We start from the raw sequence: 21760 nt of genomic DNA, 5'->3' as shown, positions 1-21760 counted from the left end.
AACCTATCCTGCCAAAAATCCATCAATAAGGGCCGCAACATTGCGGCCCAAATCGTCCACAGCATAGCCACCTTCCATCACGAAAAGCGTCGGCACATTTGCCGTTTTCAGAAGGGTGCCGATGGCGGGCATATCGGCATAAGTCAGCTTGAATTGCGAAATGGGATCGCCTTCAAAAAAATCGACACCCAATGAAATCACCAAATAGTCAGGCGCAAAGCTGTTGATCTCAGCAAGCCCGGCCTCAATGGCGGCCATCAAAGCATCTGCTGTTGTGCCGAGCGGCAATGGGTAATTGAAATTATGGCCGTGTCCCTGGCCAACGCCCTTTTCATCTGCATGGCCGAGAAAATAGGGATATTCATCCATCGGGTCCGCATGCACCGACAAAAACTGCACATCCGCCCGATCATAAAAGATCGATTGCGTGCCATTGCCATGATGATAGTCGACATCAAATATCGAAACGCGCTGCGCCCCTTGGTCACGAAAATATTGTGCAGCAATGGCGGCATTGTTGAAAAAACAATAGCCCCCATAATAGTCCTTGCCCGCATGGTGCCCCGGCGGACGACAAAGCGCGAATGATGCCTGATCACCCTGCAACAGCGCTGATGCCCCATTCAGTGCGCTCTGCGCCGATGCGTAGGCCGCGCCAAAGGTTTTGTCCGTCAGTGGCGTGCCAGCATCAAAGGAATAATGGCCCAATTTGCCATCCAAATGATTGGGTACCCGATCCGTGCGGAAGTCCCGTCCCGGCCACACAAAGGGGAACCCTTCTCCCGAACGCCCCGCTTCGGCCCACAAAGCACCAAAGGCCGCAAGAAAATCGATATAGGCCCTATCATGCACCTGCGCGATGGGGGCGAGACCAAAGTCTTGCTGCGGTTTATGCTCAATCTGCGGCAGCTTCATCAGCGCGTCGAAAATCATTTCAGCGCGCTTGGGCACTTCCACCGCATCCACCAGCTTGCCGTCCGAGATTTCTTTTTTCGGATCATGGTCTAGTTGGGTGGGGGAGAAAAACAGCTGCATAAAGCCTCCGGCTGCACAAAAGAAAAGGTCGGCGACAAGCACCGACCTTAAACTTTAATAACACAGTTTAAAGCGCTTAGCCCTGACGAGCTTTGAACCGCTTGTTCACTTTGTTGATGATATAGATGCGACCGCGACGGCGTACGACCTTATTGTCGCGATGCCGGGTGCGCAACGCCTTGATGGAATTTTTGATTTTCATTCCGGTCACCCTTCACATTCATAAAAATAGGCGCCACAGGCGCCAAATAAGTTGGCTGGAAACTATGAAGAAAAAGTCCCCTTGTCAACGCCCAATTGCAGCAAATGGCTGAATCTCACGCGAGTTATTTCGAAATTCACACCAAATAAGTCAGGGCGCGATCTCTCGCGCCCCTTATTGCACTAAACGATCAGCTTTTCCAGCTCATCATGTTCCGCCACATAGTGGCCCGGCTTTACTTCATCCAAGCGCGGCACATAATCGAGTTGATTGGCCTCAATTTTGGATGGCATAAACCGCAACTTGGCGGTCGGGTCCATAGGCGACGGCAATTCACCCGGCAGTTTGATCCGCTTCCGAGACCGCTCCAACTTCGGATCGGGAATCGGCACAGCTGAAATCAATTGCTTGGTATAAGGATGCCGTGGATCTTTATAAATCTCATGGCGATCCGCCAACTCCACGATACGCCCGAGATAAAGCACCATAATGCGGTGAGAAACCTCACGCACCACAGACAAATCGTGTGAGATGAACAGCAAGGACAGATCGAAATCTTCCTGCAAATCCATCAACAGCTCAATGATCTGCGCCTGAATGGACACGTCCAAAGCCGATACAGCTTCGTCACACACCACCAGCTTGGGCTCCATAATCATCGCCCGCGCAATGCCCACGCGTTGGTTTTGACCACCGGATAATTCGTGCGGATAGCGGTTGATCATATGCTGGGGCAGCCCAACACGTTCCATGATCTTTGCCACCTTCGCCTTCATTTCCTTGCGCGACATATCGGGCCGGAAAGTTTGAAGCGGTTCCATGATCGAATCGGCAATGGTCATGCGCGGATCCAAGCTTGCCAGTGGATCCTGGAACACAATTTGCAAATCTTTCCGTTTCTTGTTCAGCTCTTTCCGGTTGAGGCCAGAAAGCGGGCTGCCCAGCCAGCTCACCGCACCTGCGGTTGGTGGGATAAGCTGCAACACGGCCCGGGCCAGCGTGGACTTACCACAGCCACTCTCGCCCACAATACCCAATGTTTCACCCGGACGCAGGGTAAAGGTCACCCCATCCACGGCTTTTAAGGGCACTCGTTTCGGCCACCAGCCCTCATTGATCTTGATGTCGAACTCGACACGCACATCATCAACCGTCAAGAACTCCTGATCGCGGCCCTTCTCGTCATATTCTTTGAGCTTGCGATTGGTGGCTTTGTCTGGCTGGTCGATTCGTGGCATCGCATCCAACAGCATTTTGGTGTAGTCGTGCTGCGGACTATAGAAGATATCGTCTGCCGTACCTTCTTCCACATATACGCCATCCTTCATCACCTGAATGCGATCGCACATACGCGCCACCACACCCATATCGTGGGTGATCAGGGCAATCGCGGTGTTGCTGTCCTTTTTCAACTCGTCCATCAGATCGAGAATTTCAGCCTGAACGGTCACGTCCAACGCTGTGGTTGGCTCATCAGCAATCAGCAATTCGGGCTCGCACAACATGGACATGGCGATCATCACCCGTTGCCGCATGCCGCCAGAAAGCTCATGCGGATATTGCTCCAAGCGCTGTTTTGCGTCGGAAATCCGCACCCGCTCCAGCCATTCAAGGCTTTTGCGTGCCGCGTCTTCGCCACGTACGTCGGTGTGAAGTTTCAACACCTCAGTCATTTGATCAAGCACGGTCATATGTGGCGTGAGGCTGGTCAATGGATCCTGAAAGATCATGGTCATATATTTACCACGGATCTTGTTCAGTTGTTGCACCGGCATGCCCAGAATGGATTTGCCGTGGAACAACACATCACCTGTTGCAATGCCATTATTGGCCAAAAGCCCCATGGCCGTCATAAAGGTCTGGCTTTTGCCGGACCCGGATTCCCCGACGATGCCAAGGCATTCGCCGCGATTAATGTGCAGATTAACGCCCCGCACCGCATCCACGCGGCCATCAGGGGTGTCGAAAGACACATTCAGGTCGTTGACCTGCAATACTGTGTTGTCATCAGCCTTACTCATGCGGCTTCCCCTTTATTGGCGTTTCGTCCTGTTATGGTGCTCCGGTCCGGCAAAGCAAAAAGCCGGACAGCGTGAAAACAAGTCATATTCATGCATCCTTTCTTTTGCTTAGCGGTCTTTCGGGTCAAGCGCATCGCGCAGCCCGTCACCGATAAAGAAGAAACAAAATAGCCCAACAATGAAGAAGGCCAATGGGAAACCCAACTGCCAAATCACGCCATATTGCATGGTCTTCGCACCTTCATTGATCAAAGCACCCCATGAGGTCAAAGGCTCTTGAACACCCAAACCAAGGAAGGAGATAAAGCTTTCGGTCAAAATAAGAGCCGGCACAAGCAAGGAGGCATAAACAATCACCACGCCCAAAAGGTTGGGGACGATGTGACGCATAATGATGGTGAAACTGCCAACGCCTGAGGCAATGGCCGCTTCAATAAATTCCTTGTTCTTGATCGACAAAGTTTGGCCACGCACAATACGCGCCATATCCATCCAGGCAAAAAGCCCGATCCCTACAAACAACATTTGCAGCGAGCGGCCAAAAACCACCAACAACAGGATCAACACGAACATATACGGCACGGACAACAATAAGTCGACGATACGCATCATCACATTGTCAACTGTACCGCCAACATAGCCTGAAACCGCCCCATAGAGCGTGCCAACAATCACGGCAACAGCAGCACCCAAAAAGCCCACCATGAGTGAAATTTGTGTGCCCTGCAACGTCCGCGCGAAGATATCACGGCCCAAATCGTCGGTGCCGAAATAATGGCCTGTTTCGATCGAGGGATAGCCCATTGTGGCGGCATTACCCATGGTCGCCCAGTCGATCGTTTCATAGTCCCACGGCGAAAATAGCGGTCCAATAATCGAAAGAAGTGCGATAAACGCCAGCACGAACACACTGACAACTGCTGCTTTATTCCGCACAAATCGCGCCATGGCGTCTTGCCACAAGGAGCGACCTTTGATGGCTTGCTGCTCAACGATGTTTTCCGCGAGAGCATCCATTTTTTCACTTTTAGCAATCATGTTCTGCCCTCCCTATGACAAACGAATGCGTGGATCGAGCCATGCATATATTATGTCAACGAGCATGTTGAACGTAATGGTCAACACACCAATCAAGATGGTGATCCCCATCATCACGGAATAATCACGGTTAAATGCGGAGTTCACAAAATACTGTCCCATCCCGCCAGTACTGAAATACATATCGACCACAACCGAACCGGTGGCCATACCCACAAAGGCCGGCCCAAGATATGAGATAACAGGCATCAATGCAGGTTTTAGCGCATGCTTCAAAATCACACTGCGGGTAGATAGGCCCTTGGCCCTGGCCGTGCGGATAAAGTTGGAGTTCAACACTTCAAGCATTGAGGAACGCGCCAAGCGAGCGATGTTCGCCATATAGCTGGTCGACAACGCAATGACAGGCATGATGATATATTCAATTTGACCGCCGTTCCAGCCACCGCCCGGCAGATAATACTGACCGTTGGTTAGCCTGAACAAGCCAAGCGTGAAGATCAGCACCAAGATTGGCGCCATCACAAAGTTTGGTAGCACTTGCGCGCCGATGGAGATGCCAACCGCGGTATAATCAACAGCTGTGTTGTGGCGGATGGCTGCAACGATACCCAAGGTCAACCCGACCACTACAGCGAAGACGAACGACCAAAACCCGTAAGTAAGCGTCACAGGAAAGCCCTGCGCAATAATATCATTTACGCTTTTGTCGCGATATTTGAACGATGGTCCAAAGTCAAAATTGGTAACGACATTCCAAATGTAGTTCCAGATTTGAACTGGCAGTGGATCATTCAAGCCATAGCGTGCCTCAATATTTTTCAATACCTCTGGCGGCAAAGCGCGTTCGCTCAGGAACGGTCCGCCTGGCGCCGCATACATCAGCAAGAATGATGCGATAATCAAGATGAGCAGTGTGGGAATCGCATACCCGACACGCCGAACAATAAAACTGAACATTTTTGTAAAACCCTGCTTCCCTAAATGTGGGTTCTTTTAGGCAGTCCACAATTGCGCGCGGACAGCGAGAACCTTCACATCACTTTCCTTAACTGACCCCAATATCGCATAACCCCCGATACGCGACAGGTAAGATAAGGAGACACCGCGCGAGACACTCAAGTCCCGCGCGGTGAACAAATGGTTATTCAGCAACCTTATAAAGGTTACGGCTGTACCAATTTTGTTGGACGTTTTCTACCGGCCAATTTTCAACATTTGCCTTAAGCATCATGTTCCGAGTGTAGTGATACACTGGGATCACTGGCATTTCTTCAGCCAAAATCTGCTCCACGCGAGTGTAGTTCTCTTGTGGGTTCGCAGCAGTTTTCGCATCGGTCATCAATTGATCGACTTCCTCATTTGAGTACTTGCCGTCATTGTAGCCAGACGGAGTAGTCAAAAGGTCAAGGAAGGTAGATGCTTCGTTATAGTCACCGCACCATGCGCCACGTGCCAATTCAAAGTCTTGGTTGCCACGTGTTTCAAGGAATGTTTGCCATTCCATGTTCGACAGCGTTGCTTCTACACCCAATTTTTGCTTCCACATTTGTGAAACCGCAACAGCGATTTTCTTGTGGCCTTCTGAGGTGTTGTAAAGCAAATCAAACTGCAATGGATTGTCTGGACCATAGCCAGCTTCAGCCAACAATTCCTTCGCTTTTGCATCACGATCCGCTTGGGTCATACCTGCAAAGTCAACATCAGGAACCTCGAACCCAGCCGTCGCAGCCGGTGTAAAGGTGTAAGCTTGGAACTGACCAGCCTGCAGAACTTGGTCAGTAATAACTTTGCGATCTACAGCATATGAAAGTGCTTTACGTACGCGCACATCTTCAAAGGCTTCTGGACCTTTATCAGACAAGTTGAAGGTGTAGTAATAGTTACACAAGCGTGGGAATACCAACGCTTCTTCAGGAAATTCTTCCTTCAAAGAAGGATATTGGCCAGAAGGAATTTCTGTCCGATCAAGCTCACCTGCACGATAGCGTGTCAAAGCAACGTTTTCGTCATTGATCACCAAAGTCACAACCTTATCCAAGATTGTATCTTCGTTGTTCCAATACATTTCGTTGCGCTCACGAACGGTACGCTCGTTCAGCACCCATTCGGTCAACACATATGCGCCGTTAGATACGATATTTTCTGGACGTGTCCACTCATCACCATGCTCTTCAATTGTGGCTTGGTGTGTTGGGAATGTCGATGTGTGCACCAACATATCCGCAAAATATGGCAACGGTTGCGCAAGTTTTACGCGCAAGGTGTGATCATCAACAGCTTCTACACCGAGCTCTGAAGGATCTTTTTCGCCGGCGAGAACTGCACCTGCGTTCTCAACTGACATAAGATCCATATACCAAGCATACTCAGATGCTGTTTCTGGGTTAGCGAGGCGACGCCAAGCATAAACGAAATCGCCTGCGGTTACAGGATCACCGTTTGACCATTTGGCGTTATCACGCAATTTAAAAGTATAAACTGTGTTGCCGTCGCTAGCTTCCCAGCTTTCAGCAACGCCAGGCACCAAATTGCCTTTGTCGTCTTGGTTCACAAGACCTTCGAACAAGTCACGGGCCACTTCTGAACCTGACACATCTTCAATAAGCTGTGGGTCAAGTGAAGGAAGGCCATCGAGCAAACGATATGTAAATGTTTGATCCGCTGCCAGCTTTTCGCCGGTCTCTGGATGCACATGGCTGTCCGCATAAGCGCCGCTTGTCATAGCAGCAACAATTGCTGTCGCTGACGCCATTTTCAACATTGTGGTAAACTTCATAAAACTACTCTCCCTAGTAGACGTTTCCCTGTCGGTCTTGCTGTAATTAGCTGCCGACTTAAATAAGACAGTTACAAAGTGCAACTGTCCGACAATCACCGTAACGCCCTCTTAAACCTTTTGGCAAGCGTTGTTTCCGGCCATTTCTAAAAAAAAATGAGGGGAAAACACCATAAAAAACCAACTCTTCCGAATTGAATGCCAATTATCCGTATCGAATGGAAAATTTTGAGATTTCAGATTAACGTACGGCTAAACCAAATTAAATGTTTCCCTCCAGAACTGTTGATTGTTGTAGTGCGCGCCCTAAAATTACAGTCGCACATAACGTGCGATATATTTTTAAGGAGATTAAAATGAAAAAGACCAAAGCACTCATTCTTGCGATCCTTATCGGCCTTTCAGGCTCTGCAGTATACTCCACAACCACTTTGGCTGATATTCCACCCTGCGCTCAAAGCCCTTGCTAATCGCTAGCCAGGCGAAATGATTGCAGTGGGGCGTTTATTTGCCCCACTGCGTGTCAGTTTCGTTCAATAATCGCAGCGACCCCTTGACCACCGGCAGTGCAGACAGAAATCAGCGCCCGCTCTTTCTTTTGCCGTTCAAGCAAATTCACGGTTGCACCAAGGATACGCGCGCCTGTGGCGGCAAATGGGTGGCCATAGGCCACGCTGGAGCCGGTCAAATTAACCTTTCTCAGATCAATTTTCCCCAACGGCTTGTCCCGATCCAAAACTTGCTTGTTGTAAGTCTTGTCGGCAAACGCTTTCACAGTGCACAACAACACAGCCGCAAAGGCTTCGTGAATTTCGAACAGATCGATATCCGCAAAGCTCAATTCTTCGCGCTTCAGCATGTCTGAAACCGCAATCGTCGGTGCCATGAGCAGGCCATCGCCATGGGCAAAATCATTGGCGCTTACCGAACCGGTGCGCAAATAACCCAAGATCGGCAAACCACGCTCTTTCGCCCATTCTTCACTGGCCAGCAAAACAGAGGCTGCCCCGTCTGTCAGCGGCGTCGAGTTTGCCGCCGTCAAGGTGCCATGACCGGATTTGCGGTCAAAGCTTGGCTTCAAACTCGCCAGCTTTTCCATCGTGCTGTCTGCGCGCACATTGTTGTCACGCACAATGCCTGCATGGGGCACAATCAGATCATCATGGAAACCATCTTCATAGGCCTGCGCCGCTTTATGATGCGATCCCAATGCCCATTCATCCTGCTCTTCGCGGCCAATGTCCCATTCGCGCGCCATCAATTCACAATGTTGGCCCATGGAAAGGCCGGTGCGCGGCTCAGCGGTGGAGGGTGCATTGGGCACAACTTCGCCAAAGCTAAAGCCTTTGAAAACGCCCAGCTTTTGGCCCAGTGTTTTCGCTCTGCTCAAATTGATCATCCGCTTGGAGAATTTTGGTCCAAACACGATGGGGCTATCGCTAACGCTATCCGCGCCGCAAGCAATGCCGCTTTCAATTTCGCCAGTTGCGATTTTGGCACCAACCAGCAGCGCCGCCTGCAAAGACGTGCCGCAGGCAATCTGCACCGTCGTACCCGGCGTCGATGGGGCCAAACCCGCATTTAACGCCGCCTCACGTGCAATGTTAAAATCACGACTGTGATTAAGCACAACGCCACCCATCACTTCATCAATATGGGTGTTGTTCAGCTTGTATTTATCCACCAAGCCCTTCAGAGCTCCTGTCATCATCGACAGGTTGGTTTCATCCCGATATCCCGTATGCGCCCGGCAAAAGGGGATGCGGGCACTGCCAACAATCGCGACACGCTTGAGTGTTTTTGTCATATTCCCAAATCCCTATTCTTTATGCTTTGCCATCACGGCGCGCTTTAAGCGGCCCGCCAAGGAATGGCGCAAATCCTGTGCCGAAAATCACGCCAATGTCCGCCATATCTGCATCAGCGACAATGCCCTCTTTCACGCACACTTCACATTCATCAACCAAAGGCTGTACCAGATCGCGACCCAGGCCTTCATAATTGGCATGGGGTGCAGCTTCGCCCTTTTGGGCTTTGCCATCTTCCCACTTATAAAAGCCTTTGCCGGTTTTCCGGCCCAAATGCCCCTGGGACACGAGCGAGGCAAATTTGCCCCCCTCTTTCACTTCCTGGCCAAGCTCTTCCGCCACAGCTTTACCTACATCCAAGCCGACAACATCCATCAGTTCAATCGGGCCCATCGGCATACCGAACGCGACTGCGGCCTTATCAATTTGCTCTGGGTTTTCACCATTCTCGACCCGCATCACGGCCTGCAGCATATAAGGCATCAACACGCGGTTGACCAAAAAGCCCTTCTCGCTTTTCACGATCACAGGGCTTTTGCCTATAGCGGTACAAAAGCTTGCCCCCATGCGCACTTGCGCATCGGTGTTTTTAGCTTGCTTGATCACTTCAACCAGCGGCAATTGCGCCACCGGATTGAAGAAGTGCAAGCCGATCAGCCGTTTGGGCTGCTTCAATACAGATGCAATATCTTCCAACGGAATTGAGGATGTATTGGTCGCCATAATGGCGGTCTTTTTCATCTTCGGCTCAAGCTCAGCAAAAAGCTTTTGCTTAATCTCAAGCTTTTCAACAATCGCCTCAATCACCACATCAGCGCGGGACACGCCCTTGCCGTCCGGGTCCGCCACCAAACGTGACACAGCCGCTTCCACCGCTTGTGGTTTTTTCAACCGTTTTTTGAACAGCTTTTTCGCCCGCTTTAAGGCCGGCTCAATCCGTTCCATATCCAAATCTTGCAGCGTCACTTCCATGCCGCGAGAGGCGCACCAAGCGGCAATATCGCCGCCCATCACGCCTGCGCCCACAACATGAACACGCCGGAACACAGGCTTTTCGCCCTTCACGCCTTGCGCTTTCAGTCCTTCAGACAAGAAGAAGACGCGACGCAAATTTTCCGCCGTATCACTGGCCATCAAGTCCGGGAAATGTTCAATCTCCGCCTTAATGAAAGCCTTGGGATCATCACCATATTTTTCATACAGATCGATCAGCTTATGTGGCGCCGGATAATGTTTGGGGTTGGCCTTCTTTTTGGTCTGCTCGCGCATCTTATTGGCGGTATAGCCTTTTAGCGGCCCCATCGCCATAAAACGCTTGGTGAAGCCTGCAGGCTTGGATTTTTGCCGCTGCATCACCGCCTTGCGGCCGGCCCAACGCAATTGATCCCGATGTTTGACCAACCGATCCACCAGGCCCATGCCTTTGGCTTGGCCCGCACGATAATTCTTGCCGGTGAGCATTGCCGTCATGGCTGCCACTGGCCCGGCCTGTCGGATCGAGCGCCCCGTACCGCCAAAGCCAGGGAAAATGCCCAGCTTCACTTCAGGAAAGCCTAGCTTGGTTGAATCGTCATTGACCGCAATGCGGTAATGACAGGCCAGCGCCAACTCCAACCCGCCGCCAAGGCAAAAGCCATGTATCCCAGCGACAATCGGAATGGACAGATTTTCGATCTTATTGAAAATCGCATGGGTCCGTTCCAGCGCTGCTGGCAGGATGGATGGATCGCTCATTTCATCAAACTCGCGTACATCCGCCCCGGCCACAAAGCCATTGTCTTTGGCCGAGAGCAACACCACACCAGCCAATTCGCCAGACGCCGCCAAATCTTCAAACCGCAGCACCAAAGTTTCCAGCTCTTCAATGCAGGCGCGGCTGAGCACGTTCACTGGCGATTTTGGTGTATCAATCGTCAGCCAGCCAATTTGCTCCACGTCAATGTCGAAGTGCCAATATTTCAGCTTTGGCATTTTTGGTTGTGCCACAGTGTTCGCTCCCATTTAATTATTGTGCCGCAACAGTTTCGTCATCATCGCGATCTGCGCCCAAAGCGTTAGGGGCAAAATCATCAACTTGAATCACCTTGTCTGTTGCCTCATCGGCGGCCCGTAAAATGCCCGCCTCATTATCATTCAAAATACCTTTTTCAACGGCGTCATCAATAGCGTCACGATCAAGACGTCGCGCAATCTCGCCCTTCTTCAAGGCGCGGATAAAGCGTTTTTCAATTTCTTCCGCTTCTTCTACCTTATGTAGCGTATCTTCCAAAATACCGGTCCGGTCCTCTGGATCAAAGCTGACAAAGATGTCACGGGTCAAGCGATCACGCTGCTCTGAGTGCCGCAACAAGGCTTTGGCCAAACGATAGTTTTCCCGATCAGATGAGCCTTTGGCCCGACGACCAAGCGGGAACACAAGGAACCGCATCAGCGTGCGCAGCACAGCATTGGGGAAGTTGTTAAAGACCTGATCAAAGCTATGCTCGATGGCGGCAAACCGATCTTCTGCAATGGCTTGCACAATCGGCAAATCATCGGCGATCGCGCCATCATCTTCCCAGCGTTTCAGCGTGGTCGACATCAAATAAAGGTCGGACAAAATGTCTGCCATCCGGCCAGAAATACGTTGTTTCCGCTTCAAGTCGCCACCCAGGAAGGCCACAACCCAGTCGCCCACCAACGCAAAGTTTTGCGCGTAGCGGTGCAGACGTTGGTAATAGATCTTGGTCGGGCCATTGCGTGGTGAAGACGCAAAGCGACCAAAGGTGAGGCTGTGCAAGAAGCTCGCCAAAATGTTCCGCAGCATAAAGCCAGTGTGGCCTGCAAAAGCTTTGTCGAATGCCTTTTGCCCTTCGGCCGTGTTCTCGTTCTGCGCTGCAGAGATTTCTTTATAAAGGAACGGGTGCGCCCGGAGTGCGCCCTGCGCAAAGGTGATCAAGGTGCGGGTCAAAATATTTGCCCCTTCCACCGTAATCGCCACCGGCACCGCTTGGTACCCCGCAAACAAATAGTTGGATGGGCCATCACAAACCGCACGACCACCATGCACATCCATGGCGTCATTGATGCGCTCACGCATGGCATCGGTGGTGCGGTATTTCAGCAGCGCCGAAATCACAGAAGGCTTTTGCCCTTCATCCACCATGGCCGCCGTGGTCGCCCGCGCACCTTCATACATGTAGGAGTCTTTGACCAACCGCGCGATTGGCTCTGCCACGCCCTCCATCATGCCGATGGAAATGCCGAACTGGCGGCGAATACGCGCATAGGCTGTGGTCACGCGCAACGCTTGTTTGATGGACACAGTGCCAATGGCAGGCAATGAAATCGCCCGGCCCGTGGACAAACATTCCATCAGCATGCGCCAACCCTGGCCGCAATAATCCGTGCCGCCAATAATCCAGTCGAGCGGAATAAACACGTCTTTGCCGGAGTTTGGCCCATTCATAAAGGCCGACCGCGCCGGATAGTGACGACGGCCAATATTCACGCCCTCATGGTCCGTTGGAATAAGCGCCAATGTGATGCCCACATTGGTGCCTTTGCCCAAGCGGTTTTCAGGGTCGTATAGGTTAAAAGCAAGACCAAGCAATGTGGCAACCGGGCCAAGGGTAATATACCGCTTGTCCCAGTTCAGCTTCACGCCCAACACTTTTTTGCCTTCGTGCATGCCCTCACACACCACGCCAACATCGCGCATACCTGCTGCGTCTGAACCAGCGTGCGGCGCCGTAAGCGCAAAACAAGGCACTTCTTTACCTGTCGCCAAGCGCTCGAGATATTTCTCTTTCTGGCCATCAGTGCCATATTTTTCAAGCAACTCGCCCGGCCCCAAAGAGTTGGGCACCATCACGGTGATACCCGCGGCAATAGAGCGGCCCGCAATCTTTGACACGATCATAGACTGCGCCTGTGCCGAAAAGCCCAAACCGCCATGATCTTTGGAAATCAACATGCCCAGGAATTTATTGTCTTTAAGATATTGCCAAACATCCTCTGGCATATCCGCCCGATTGTGACGCGTGTCCCAATCATCGATCATTTTGCACACTTCTTCAGTCGGCCCGTCCAAAAAGGCCCGCTCCTCATCGGTGAGGTGCGGCTTTTCAATGTCCAACAGCTTGTTCCACTGTGGGCGACCCGAAAATAGTTCAGCGTCCCAGCCGACGGTACCCGCATCCAGGGCTTCTTGCTCAGTGCGTGAAACACGCGGCAAGATCGACTTTACGGCTTTATAAATATGGTTGGTCAACACCATGCGCCGGATCATCGGCACACTCAAAAGCAGGAACACAACACCGGGAATGAACGCCAGGATCGCTACAAAGTTGAGCGACAACGCCCCACCCAGCGCCAGTGCCAACGCGGCATAAGCCAGCGCCGCCAGACCCCAAATGAAAAGTTTCGCCTCGACAATCGCCAAAGCGACAAACCCAACAATCAAAACAAGCGTCATTAATAGTGTCATTGCACCCTCCCAAACGGGCATTTGGACAAGCTGAAGCCCGGCACCATAGCCAGATCACAACAGTTTGCCTTTTTTGCGACATGCGCAACCATTTATCAGCGGCTTTTCAGCCTATTCCAGACAAGTCTGGCACATATTCACGTTAACGTCAATCAAATGACTTTATCGGCAATATATTGAAAAAAACCGAAATAACATAGGGATAACGCACGAATGGTCAATTTGTTCATTTTCCAACTAAATTTGCGTCGCTTAATTGACGTTAACGTCAATATCTGAATATACTTTTGGGATCAGCGCAAGAGGGGGCGGCGCTAACGGGAGCGAAAACATGACCAAACAGACCGAGCATAAGCCATATCAACCGTGGGTTGAGCACTATCCGGACAATATCGACTATTACGCGGAGATCGACACCACACCTGTTCCGGCCCGCATTGACCAAGCGGTGAAGGACCATGCGTCGCGTGTTGCGTTGGATTTTCTGGGCGCAGAGACGACCTATGCTGAACTCGGTGATCAGATCGAGCGCATGGCAGGCGCACTGCAAAAAGAGCTTGGCATTAAAAAGGGCGACCGCATTGCCCTGCTATTGCCCAATACCCCGTTTTTTCCCGTCATGTATTATGCGGCGCTGAAAGTTGGCGCCTCCATCGTCAATTGCAACCCGCTCTATACCCATTCCGAGCTGGTGCACATTCTGAAAAATTCCGATGCCGACATTCTGGTCACCACCGACTTGAAGCTGACGCTGGAAAAAGCAGAAAAGCTGATGCAAGAAGGCATGGCGGACAAACTGATTGTTTCCCATTTCCCCAACGCCCTGCCTACTTTGAAAAAGTTCTTGTTCAAGATCTTTAAAGGCAAGGACCTCGCGTCGCTGACGGACGAAAAAATAAAGCAAAAACACCTCAATTGGCACGACCTCTTGGAAAAAAATCTGAATGCCGATCCAGTTCAGATCGATAAAGATGACATGGCGGTGCTGCAGTTTACCGGCGGCACAACCGGAATGCCCAAAGCTGCCGTGCTAACCCATGGCAACATTGCCGCTAACCTAACGCAAATCGATCTTTGGGGGGTTGATTTATTCCGGCCCGGCGCAACGTTGGCCGCCGTGCTTCCCTTCTTCCATATTTTCGCGATGACCGTGTGCATGAACACCCCGCTAACCAGCGGCGTGAAAGTGGCAATGTTGCCGCGCTATGAGCGCAAATCATTGCTGGAAATGATCAACCGCACAAAAGTGAGTATTTTGCCAGCGGTCCCCACCCTGTCTCACGCGTTGGCCACAGCGCCAGAGCGCGAAAAATATGACCTCTCGAGCCTCAAGATCGGCATCTCCGGCGGCGCGGCCTTGCCCAATGAAACGAAAATCGCATTTGCCAAAGCCACGGGCGGCCGCATTGCTGAGGGCTATGGCCTCACCGAAACATCACCTGTTTTGTGTTGCTCACCTCTTTATGCGCCGAACAAGGATAACTCGATTGGCATGCCTCTTCCGGGCACCGATGTGCAGTTTGTTGATGTTGAAGACCCAACAAAATTTGTTGGACCTGGCGAACGTGGCGAACTGGTTGCCAAAGGCCCGCAGGTGATGCCTGGCTATCTCGACAATGATGAGGCCAACAAAGAATCCTTCATCAATGGCTATTTCCGCACCGGTGACGTGGGTTATGTTGATGAAGAAGGTCACATCTACATTGTTGACCGCATCAAAGACATTATCATTTGCTCCGGGTTTAACGTTTATCCCCGCACCATTGAGGATGCACTTTATCACCATGATGATGTGGACGAGTGCAATGTGATTGGTGTTGAGGACGAATATCGCGGCGAAGCACCAATTGCCTTCGTCAAACGCGTTGAAGGGTCCAATCTGACCGAAGAAGAGCTCAACGATTTTATCAAAAAATATTTGTCCAAAATCGAAATGCCACGCGAGATCATTTTCAAAAGCGAATTGCCTAAAACGTTGGTGGGCAAGCTATCGAAAAATGAATTGCGCGACGAATATGAGAAGCTAAAGAAAAACTGATGGGCGAGCAAAACGAACTATTTGCCATCACCGAATTGGCAAAGGAATTTGATATCTCCACGCGAACCATAAGGTTTTACGAGTCCAAAGGGCTGTTAAAACCGGATCGCGTGGGCACCACGCGCGTCTTTCGCCGCAGAGACCGCACACGACTTTTGCTGATTTTGCGCGGCAAACGCCTTGGCTTTTCCCTCAAGGAAATCTCGGAATATTTGGAGTTATATGACGCAGATGGCACCAAGACCGCGCAAACCCAACATTTGCTCAATCGCGTCAACTCACGGCTCGACCAACTCAAATCTCAACGAGATGACTTGGAAAATGCCATCGCTGAATTGGAAGGCATGCGCGAATATGCCTTGGATCAATTGAGCAAGAAAAGCGCCTAACTCGCCTCAGCTTCTGTGCCGGCCAACTGGGCCGCCTGATGGTCATAAATGTCCAGCATCCGCACGCCTTCGAACGGATCACGCTGGATCAAATATTGTCGATAATCCGCCTCACCCTTGCGCCGCTCTTGATGATCCACCTCACGTTCCGCATCTCGGCGCCGATCTGGGCCGAAATAGGTGTCGGTCTCGAAATATTTCAATGGCCGACACAATTGGCGCTTGAGCCGATCGCCCATAAATTTGAGCGAGCAAGGAAATTGAACAATATCATCCATGCCCAAGCCGATATAATCATCGATCTGCCGCCGCGATAAAGAACGGGCCAGCATAATCATTGGCGAAAAACGGTGCTTATCCAAATTGTGCCCGCGAATGGCGCGCATGACCCGCTTGAGCTCATTCTGATCGCTGGCGGGGGTGATAAAGCAAAATTGAAGCGGTCGGGAAAATGGAACGAGCGCCAAAGCCTTGGCATCCGTGATGTGTTCGATATGGGCAAAGCCGATTTCAGATAAAACGCTGTTGCAGCTTTTGGTCCATGCGCTGTTCGCGCATATAATAAACGCACTACTTCTATTAAACATGTCAAAAAACTAAATTCGTTAAAATATGAAAATAGCGTACATCGCAATTCGTTAGCGAATTACAAAGACATGCCGACAAATGCAGTAAAGTTGATGTTTAACGGTAGTCTACGGCTTTTCCCCAAGCCGTAATCACGCCTAGATCTCGATTTGATCTGCCTCTTCAACATCATTTGGATCAAATCTTTGTACATCCATAACGGCGACCCCATAGTCAGGATTGCGAATGAATGTGCGCCGCTCATAGGCACGGGTGCCGAAGCGAGGAGCCCGGCCAGCATCCCCTTCAAAAAAGGCGCGGCGATCCGGCCCGAAATAATTATCCGTGATGAAATAGGAAATGGGGTTCATCAATTGCACATGCATGCGATGGCGCAACATGCCCTTGGTGCACGGAAATTGTATGACATCGTCAAACCCCAATTCCACCATTTGCCGCAATTGGGTTTCCACCAACTCGCGCGCCATCAAAATGGCCGGCGAATATTTAACATCACCATGGGGAAACATGCGCAAAATGCGCAAAGACTTTTTCATGAATTGCAAGCCAACAGCTTGCTGAAAGAAAACAAAGTTTACTTTGTCCGGGTCCAGTGCCCCTTCCAAATGATCAACATTTGCAACGATCTCAACGTGCCCCACGCCGAGACTGCTTAAATTGTCTCGAAATGCATTTGGCCATGCGCCCGATTCCGCGCAAACAATCGCTATTGTTCTATCCAGCATTTAACAGCCCGGCAATTTTACAGCATCAATATCTATTTATATTTGAATAAAATACAACTTAAAATTACCTACGCGCCTGCTTTTCCTCCGTTTTATCGCACAATAAAACCAATTGACCAGTTTTGCATTTTTGGTCATATTGTCAGAAATTGAGTCTTGAATGGGATTATGGCGCAGATGACGGCACCGAATTTATTGGCCACTCAGAACATAAGCGAGCGCGAAAAGCTGATTTTCGACGCCACGGAACGTTTGCTGGGCAAATTCGGCTATGACAAAACCACCGTCGCAGACATCGCCAAAGAAGCGGGCATTTCCAAAGGCGCGATCTATCTCCATTTCAAATCGAAAGACGAATTGATTGAAAGATTGCTGATCCACGCCATGCTCGGTTTTTCGGCCAATTGGTTTGGCGCCATCGAGGCTGATCCTCAGGGGGGATTGATCGGCAACATGTATCTCAACATGCTCAAAGTGATCGACCAAACCCCACTAATGGCCGTGATCATGCGCCAGGACGGGGCCATATTGGGGAACTACCTCAAGAAAAAAGACAATTTCTTTGTCAAAAACCAGCGGCAGGGCATGCGCCACGAATTTGTGGCAATGATGCAAGCCGCCGGGGCCATCCGGCAGGACCTCGACCCCAAGGTCGTGGCCCACATTATGGATATGATCAGCTTTGGCATGGTCACGATTGCCGAATTTGTCCCCACAGAACAGATCCCCCCCACCGATGAAGTGATCAAAGGCATTGCCGATTTCATGCATCGGGCGCTCACCCCTGAACAGGGTGCCGATAGCGAAACGGGCAAACGAATTTTGCGCCAGCTTTATGCTGAGGCCCAAAAGGATTTTCTCGCCGCACAACAAACAGACGCGGCGCAAAAGGAGAGTTAGATGATTACGGTCAACAATTTAGAGTTTGCTTATCAAGGCGCCGCAAAAGACACGTTGCATGGCCTGGATTTCAACATCGCCAAAGGCGAGATATTTGGTTTTCTTGGCCCATCCGGCTCCGGCAAATCCACCACCCAGAAAATCCTGATCGGCTTGCTGAAAGACTATCGTGGCTCCATCAAGGTGATGGACAAGGAAGTGCGCGATTGGGACAATTCGCTCTATGAGAAAATTGGCGTGTCATTTGAATTGCCCAATCATTATCTCAAGCTCACCGCCCTTGAAAATCTGGAACACTTTGCCGGTTTTTATAAGCACATCGAATTTGATCCGAAAACCGTGCTCGAATGGGTCGATCTTTCTGAGGATGCGGACAAACTGACTGCCGAATTTTCAAAAGGCATGAAAATTCGCCTGAATGTCGCCCGCGCCCTGATGCACGATCCAAAAATACTGTTTTTGGATGAGCCCACTTCCGGCCTCGACCCGGTGAACGCAAAGCGCATCAAAGATTTGGTGTTGAAGCTGCGCGCCAACGGCACCACCATTTTTGTCACCACCCACAATATGACGTTGGCGGATGAACTGTGCGATCGCGTGGCCTTCATCACCAACGGCAAAATTTCCACCATCGATGCGCCAGAAAAACTCAAAGCCAAATATGGCCGGCGCAGTGTGCGGGTGGAATATGTCGATAATGACAATCTCGCCAGCACTGAATTCGAGTTGGACGGTCTAGGCAAAAACCAGGATTTTATGCAGCTCATCCAATCGGGCAACCGCATTGAGCGCATCCATACCCAAGAAACAACGCTCGATAATATTTTCATCGAAGTCACCGGCAAGGAATTGGTGCGATGACCCGTTTTTGGCACGAATTTAAAACCGATGTGCGGGTGCAGTTCCGCAACAAGCTCTATCACATCGGCATCATCATCGCGCTGTTGCTGGCGCTGGTCCTGTCGCAATTGGTGACAATGGCGCAACTGGCCTTCGCCTTTCCGGCCATTGTCGTGCTGATCATTGGCGGCACAACCATGCTCTATGTGGCGGGCATGGTGATCTTTGAAAAAGATGAAGGCACCATCGCCGCAGCGATTGTCACGCCCTTGAAGGACGTGGAATATATCGCCGCCAAAACCGCATCACTGGTGACGCTCGCGACCTTTGAAACCTTCTTGGCACTGGCGGGCGCGGTGGCCATTCTGGCGTTCAAGGAGCCGATCATCTGGCCAAACCCATTATGGCTTGTCATTGGCACCGCCAGCGTTGGCATTGTTTATACGCTGGTGGGGCTGGCCATGGTGGTGCGCTACAAATCCATCACCGAGTTTTTGATCCCCATGGCTGTTGTGGCAGTCACCTTGCAAATGCCCTTTTTGTATTTCTTCGGCCTGGTGGAACATTGGAGCCTGCTGATCATCCCCACAAGCGCCCCCACCATGGTGATTATGGGCGCCTATCGCGACCTTGTTATGTGGGAGCAGCTTTACGCGCTTGGCTACACCGGCGCGCTGCTCATTGGGTTGAGCATCTGGGCCAAGGCCGCGTTCCACAAACACATTATTTCACGGATGGGATAGGACCATGCAACTCACCGCCACCCTCAACAGATTGATCCGCACGGATCTCAAGCTGATCTCGCGCGACAGCTTTTTGCTGCTGATGTTCAGCTTTCTTATTGTCATTTCCTTGGTGATCCGCTTCGCCCTGCCCGCGCTCGATACGCATCTTCAATCCATTGGCGTGATGCCCGGTCCCAATATTGCGGAACCGCTTTCGACTTACTTTCCGCTTTTGATTGGCTATTTGATCGTTTTCCAAGGCATGTTGTTGGCCGGGGCCATTTATGGCTTTTTGCTGCTCGACGAGAAAGAAGATCACACTTTGGTGGCCATGCAAGTCACCCCCGTCAAACTCAGCCATTTTATCGGCTTCCGCCTGATCACCCCTGCGGTTTTGAGCTTCGTCGCCTTTTTCGGCATGATGTGGATCGTGGACATGCATATACCGCCGCTGTTGCCCGCCATCGCTATTGCCTTTTCCGCCAGCTTCGCCGCTCCGATAACTGCCCTATTTTACGCAGTCTTTGCGCAAAACAAATTGCAAGGCTTCGGCATTGCCAAATTTACGTCAGTGGCGGGGTGGGTCATTTTGGCGGGCTGGTTTATCCCCCAACCCTTTGATTGGCTCGCGGGCATTTTCCCACCCTTTTTCTCCACCAAGGCCTATTGGATGGTGCTTGACGGCAACCCGAATTGGTGGATCGCCATCCTATTGGGGATCGTCGGCCAATCCGCGTTGATTTTGGTGATGCTGTCTATGCTACGCAAAAACCTGCAGCGCCTCGTTTAGATCACGCCATAGGTCAGCATCGCCTCGGCCACCCGCTTAAACCCGGCAATATTCGCACCTTGAATATAGTCGGGTTTATCTGCGTCCTCGGCGCATTCAACACAGTCCTGGTGAATTTGCTTCATAATTTTGCGCAGCTTTTTATCAACCTTTTTGGCAGACCAGGACAAATGCATCGCATTCTGGCTGCGCTCAAGGCCAGAAACCGCAACACCCCCCGCATTGGCCGCCTTGGCCGGGGCGATCAAAATACCAGCCTCACGTGCTTTGGTCCGCGCCTCTGCCTCCAGCGGCATGTTTGCCGCCTCACAAATGATCTTCAGGCTGCCATCGAGCATTTGGTCCATATCTTCACCGCTCACCTCGTTTTGCGTCGCTGCGGGAATAGCCACATCAAAATCTTCGCCCCACGGCTTCTTGCCCTCATGATAGCACACACCGTCACCGTCAAAGTCGCCTAAAGCGCCATTCTCCGTCTCTTTGAGTTGGACAATCTTTTTCAACTCTTCAGCACTAAATCCGTCATCTTTGACGATATAGCCTTTACTGTCTGACAAGGTGATCACTTTTGCGTCGCGCTCAACCAGCTTTTGCGCGGTATAAAGCGCCACATTGCCCGCCCCGGACACGGCGCACCGTTTGCCGTCGATCTCATCATCACGATGGGCCAGCATGTTCATCAAAAAATAGACGCAACCATAACCCGTGGCTTCCTTACGAACGCAGCTGCCCCCGAACCCGGGGTTTTTGCCCGTCAATACCGCTTCGTGCTGTCCGGTCAATTGCTTGTAAGCGCCGTACAAATAGCCAATTTCACGATTCCCAACACCGATATCTCCGGCGGGCACATCGCGGTTAGCCCCAATATGGGTGTAAAGCCCTTGCATAAAGGCTTGGCAAAACCGCATCACTTCATGTTCGCTTTTGCCTTTGGGATCAAAGTCTGATCCCCCCTTTCCGCCACCCATCGGCAAGCGGGTCAGTGCATTTTTGAAGGTTTGTTCAAAGCCCAAAAACTTAAACGTGTCCAACCGCACATTCGGGTGAAAGCGCAACCCACCCTTATAGGGGCCAAGGGCGTTGTTATATTGCACGCGCCAGCCATTATTGATCTGCACATTGCCACCGTCATCGAGCCAGGTGACGCGAAACTGGATCACACGATCCGGCGCCAAAAGCCGCTCAAAAATGCGCGCGTCGACATATTTGTCGTGATCGCGGACAAGGGGAACCACCTCATCAGCCACTTCTTTGACGGCTTGATGAAATTCCACTTCCTCAGGCGTTTTCTGTTTTAATGTCTCAATAATTTGGTCAATATCCATTAAACAACTCCTGTCGCAACGATCGCGTGAAAACGTATGGGGTGATCAAGCAACGTGTCGCGTCCGTACAAGGATCAAAATCATATCAA

18 protein-coding genes are annotated in these 21760 nt (G+C 51.1%); 6 read left to right on the top strand and 12 right to left on the bottom strand.

The genetic code is table 11. The features are described 5' to 3' along the window. Positions 1 to 3: 3 nt before the first annotated feature. The 9 genes from MXMO3_RS03680 to MXMO3_RS03640 all read right to left on the bottom strand — a co-directional run bounded on the left by MXMO3_RS03680 (position 4) and on the right by MXMO3_RS03640 (position 13351). Positions 4 to 1035, bottom strand: coding sequence for a histone deacetylase family protein (locus tag MXMO3_RS03680; RefSeq protein ID WP_117396698.1), 1032 nt, complete (start codon positions 1033 to 1035; stop codon positions 4 to 6). 76 nt (positions 1036 to 1111) lie between these two features. Continuing rightward, positions 1112 to 1237, bottom strand: coding sequence for a type B 50S ribosomal protein L36 (gene ykgO, locus MXMO3_RS03675; protein WP_027835018.1), 126 nt, complete (start codon positions 1235 to 1237; stop codon positions 1112 to 1114). Positions 1238 to 1419: 182 nt separating this feature from the next. Next, positions 1420 to 3258, bottom strand: coding sequence for an ABC transporter ATP-binding protein (locus tag MXMO3_RS03670; protein ID WP_027835019.1), 1839 nt, complete (start codon positions 3256 to 3258; stop codon positions 1420 to 1422). A 108-nt stretch (positions 3259 to 3366) separates the two neighbouring features. After that, on the bottom strand, positions 3367 to 4296 hold the full coding sequence (locus MXMO3_RS03665) for an ABC transporter permease subunit (RefSeq protein WP_205468071.1): 930 nt from the start codon (positions 4294 to 4296) through the stop codon (positions 3367 to 3369). 12 nt (positions 4297 to 4308) lie between these two features. Next, complete coding sequence (oppB, locus tag MXMO3_RS03660; RefSeq protein WP_117394982.1) at positions 4309 to 5256, bottom strand: oligopeptide ABC transporter permease OppB; 948 nt, start codon at positions 5254 to 5256, stop codon at positions 4309 to 4311. Positions 5257 to 5440: 184 nt separating this feature from the next. Then, positions 5441 to 7075, bottom strand: a complete 1635-nt coding sequence (locus MXMO3_RS03655) for a peptide ABC transporter substrate-binding protein (RefSeq protein WP_117394981.1) — start codon at positions 7073 to 7075, stop codon at positions 5441 to 5443. A gap of 523 nt (positions 7076 to 7598) precedes the next feature. Then, positions 7599 to 8882 carry an acetyl-CoA C-acetyltransferase gene (locus tag MXMO3_RS03650; protein WP_027835023.1) on the bottom strand — a complete coding sequence of 428 codons (1284 nt, stop codon included), beginning with the start codon at positions 8880 to 8882 and terminating at the stop codon, positions 7599 to 7601. 19 nt (positions 8883 to 8901) lie between these two features. Next, positions 8902 to 10869 (bottom strand): 3-hydroxyacyl-CoA dehydrogenase NAD-binding domain-containing protein, encoded by a 1968-nt coding sequence (locus MXMO3_RS03645; protein WP_245985794.1) that lies wholly within the window; start codon positions 10867 to 10869, stop codon positions 8902 to 8904. 19 nt (positions 10870 to 10888) lie between these two features. Then, positions 10889 to 13351: an acyl-CoA dehydrogenase gene (locus tag MXMO3_RS03640; RefSeq protein ID WP_117394979.1), complete on the bottom strand. Its 2463-nt coding sequence runs from the start codon at positions 13349 to 13351 to the stop codon at positions 10889 to 10891. A gap of 331 nt (positions 13352 to 13682) precedes the next feature. Between MXMO3_RS03640 and MXMO3_RS03635 the strand changes: the two genes are divergently transcribed. Together MXMO3_RS03635 and MXMO3_RS03630 are read left to right on the top strand one after the other, a co-directional pair. Continuing rightward, positions 13683 to 15389, top strand: a complete 1707-nt coding sequence (locus tag MXMO3_RS03635; protein ID WP_117394978.1) for a long-chain-fatty-acid--CoA ligase — start codon at positions 13683 to 13685, stop codon at positions 15387 to 15389. Then, positions 15389 to 15778: a MerR family transcriptional regulator gene (locus MXMO3_RS03630; RefSeq protein WP_027835027.1), complete on the top strand. Its 390-nt coding sequence runs from the start codon at positions 15389 to 15391 to the stop codon at positions 15776 to 15778. Before MXMO3_RS03635 ends, MXMO3_RS03630 begins: the two co-directional genes overlap by 1 nt. Here the strand turns inward: MXMO3_RS03630 and MXMO3_RS18615 are convergent. Beyond that, entirely contained in the window at positions 15775 to 16365 is a 591-nt protein-coding gene (locus tag MXMO3_RS18615; RefSeq protein ID WP_162889122.1) for a hypothetical protein, read from the bottom strand. The two genes, MXMO3_RS03630 and MXMO3_RS18615, sit on opposite strands and share 4 nt — an antisense overlap. 138 nt (positions 16366 to 16503) lie before the next feature. Continuing rightward, a complete protein-coding gene (locus tag MXMO3_RS03620; RefSeq protein ID WP_117394976.1) occupies positions 16504 to 17091 on the bottom strand; it encodes a hypothetical protein in 588 nt (195 codons plus the stop codon). A gap of 168 nt (positions 17092 to 17259) precedes the next feature. On the opposite strand from MXMO3_RS03620, the gene MXMO3_RS03615 reads away from it, so the two are divergent. From MXMO3_RS03615 to MXMO3_RS03600, 4 genes are read left to right on the top strand one after another with little or no spacing between them, the layout of a single operon-like run. Further along, positions 17260 to 17991 carry a TetR/AcrR family transcriptional regulator gene (locus MXMO3_RS03615; protein WP_117394975.1) on the top strand — a complete coding sequence of 244 codons (732 nt, stop codon included), beginning with the start codon at positions 17260 to 17262 and terminating at the stop codon, positions 17989 to 17991. Continuing rightward, a complete protein-coding gene (locus tag MXMO3_RS03610; RefSeq protein WP_117394974.1) occupies positions 17992 to 18852 on the top strand; it encodes an ABC transporter ATP-binding protein in 861 nt (286 codons plus the stop codon). It abuts the gene before it with no gap. Beyond that, positions 18849 to 19574 carry a fluoroquinolone export ABC transporter permease subunit gene (locus MXMO3_RS03605; RefSeq protein ID WP_117394973.1) on the top strand — a complete coding sequence of 242 codons (726 nt, stop codon included), beginning with the start codon at positions 18849 to 18851 and terminating at the stop codon, positions 19572 to 19574. The genes MXMO3_RS03610 and MXMO3_RS03605 overlap by 4 nt, the downstream gene beginning before the upstream one ends. Before the next feature lie 4 nt (positions 19575 to 19578). Next, on the top strand, positions 19579 to 20346 hold the full coding sequence (locus tag MXMO3_RS03600) for a hypothetical protein (protein WP_027835033.1): 768 nt from the start codon (positions 19579 to 19581) through the stop codon (positions 20344 to 20346). Here MXMO3_RS03600 and gdhA read toward each other — a convergent pair. Further along, positions 20343 to 21671, bottom strand: coding sequence for an NADP-specific glutamate dehydrogenase (gene gdhA, locus MXMO3_RS03595; protein ID WP_117394972.1), 1329 nt, complete (start codon positions 21669 to 21671; stop codon positions 20343 to 20345). The genes MXMO3_RS03600 and gdhA overlap by 4 nt on opposite strands. Positions 21672 to 21760 lie beyond the last annotated feature (89 nt).

It is taken from the genome of Maritalea myrionectae (genome assembly GCF_003433515.1).
Taxonomy (GTDB): Bacteria; Pseudomonadota; Alphaproteobacteria; order Rhizobiales; family Devosiaceae; genus Maritalea; species Maritalea myrionectae.
Note: the sequence above shows the minus strand (reverse complement) of the source record. Positions and strands in the feature narration are given on the sequence as shown.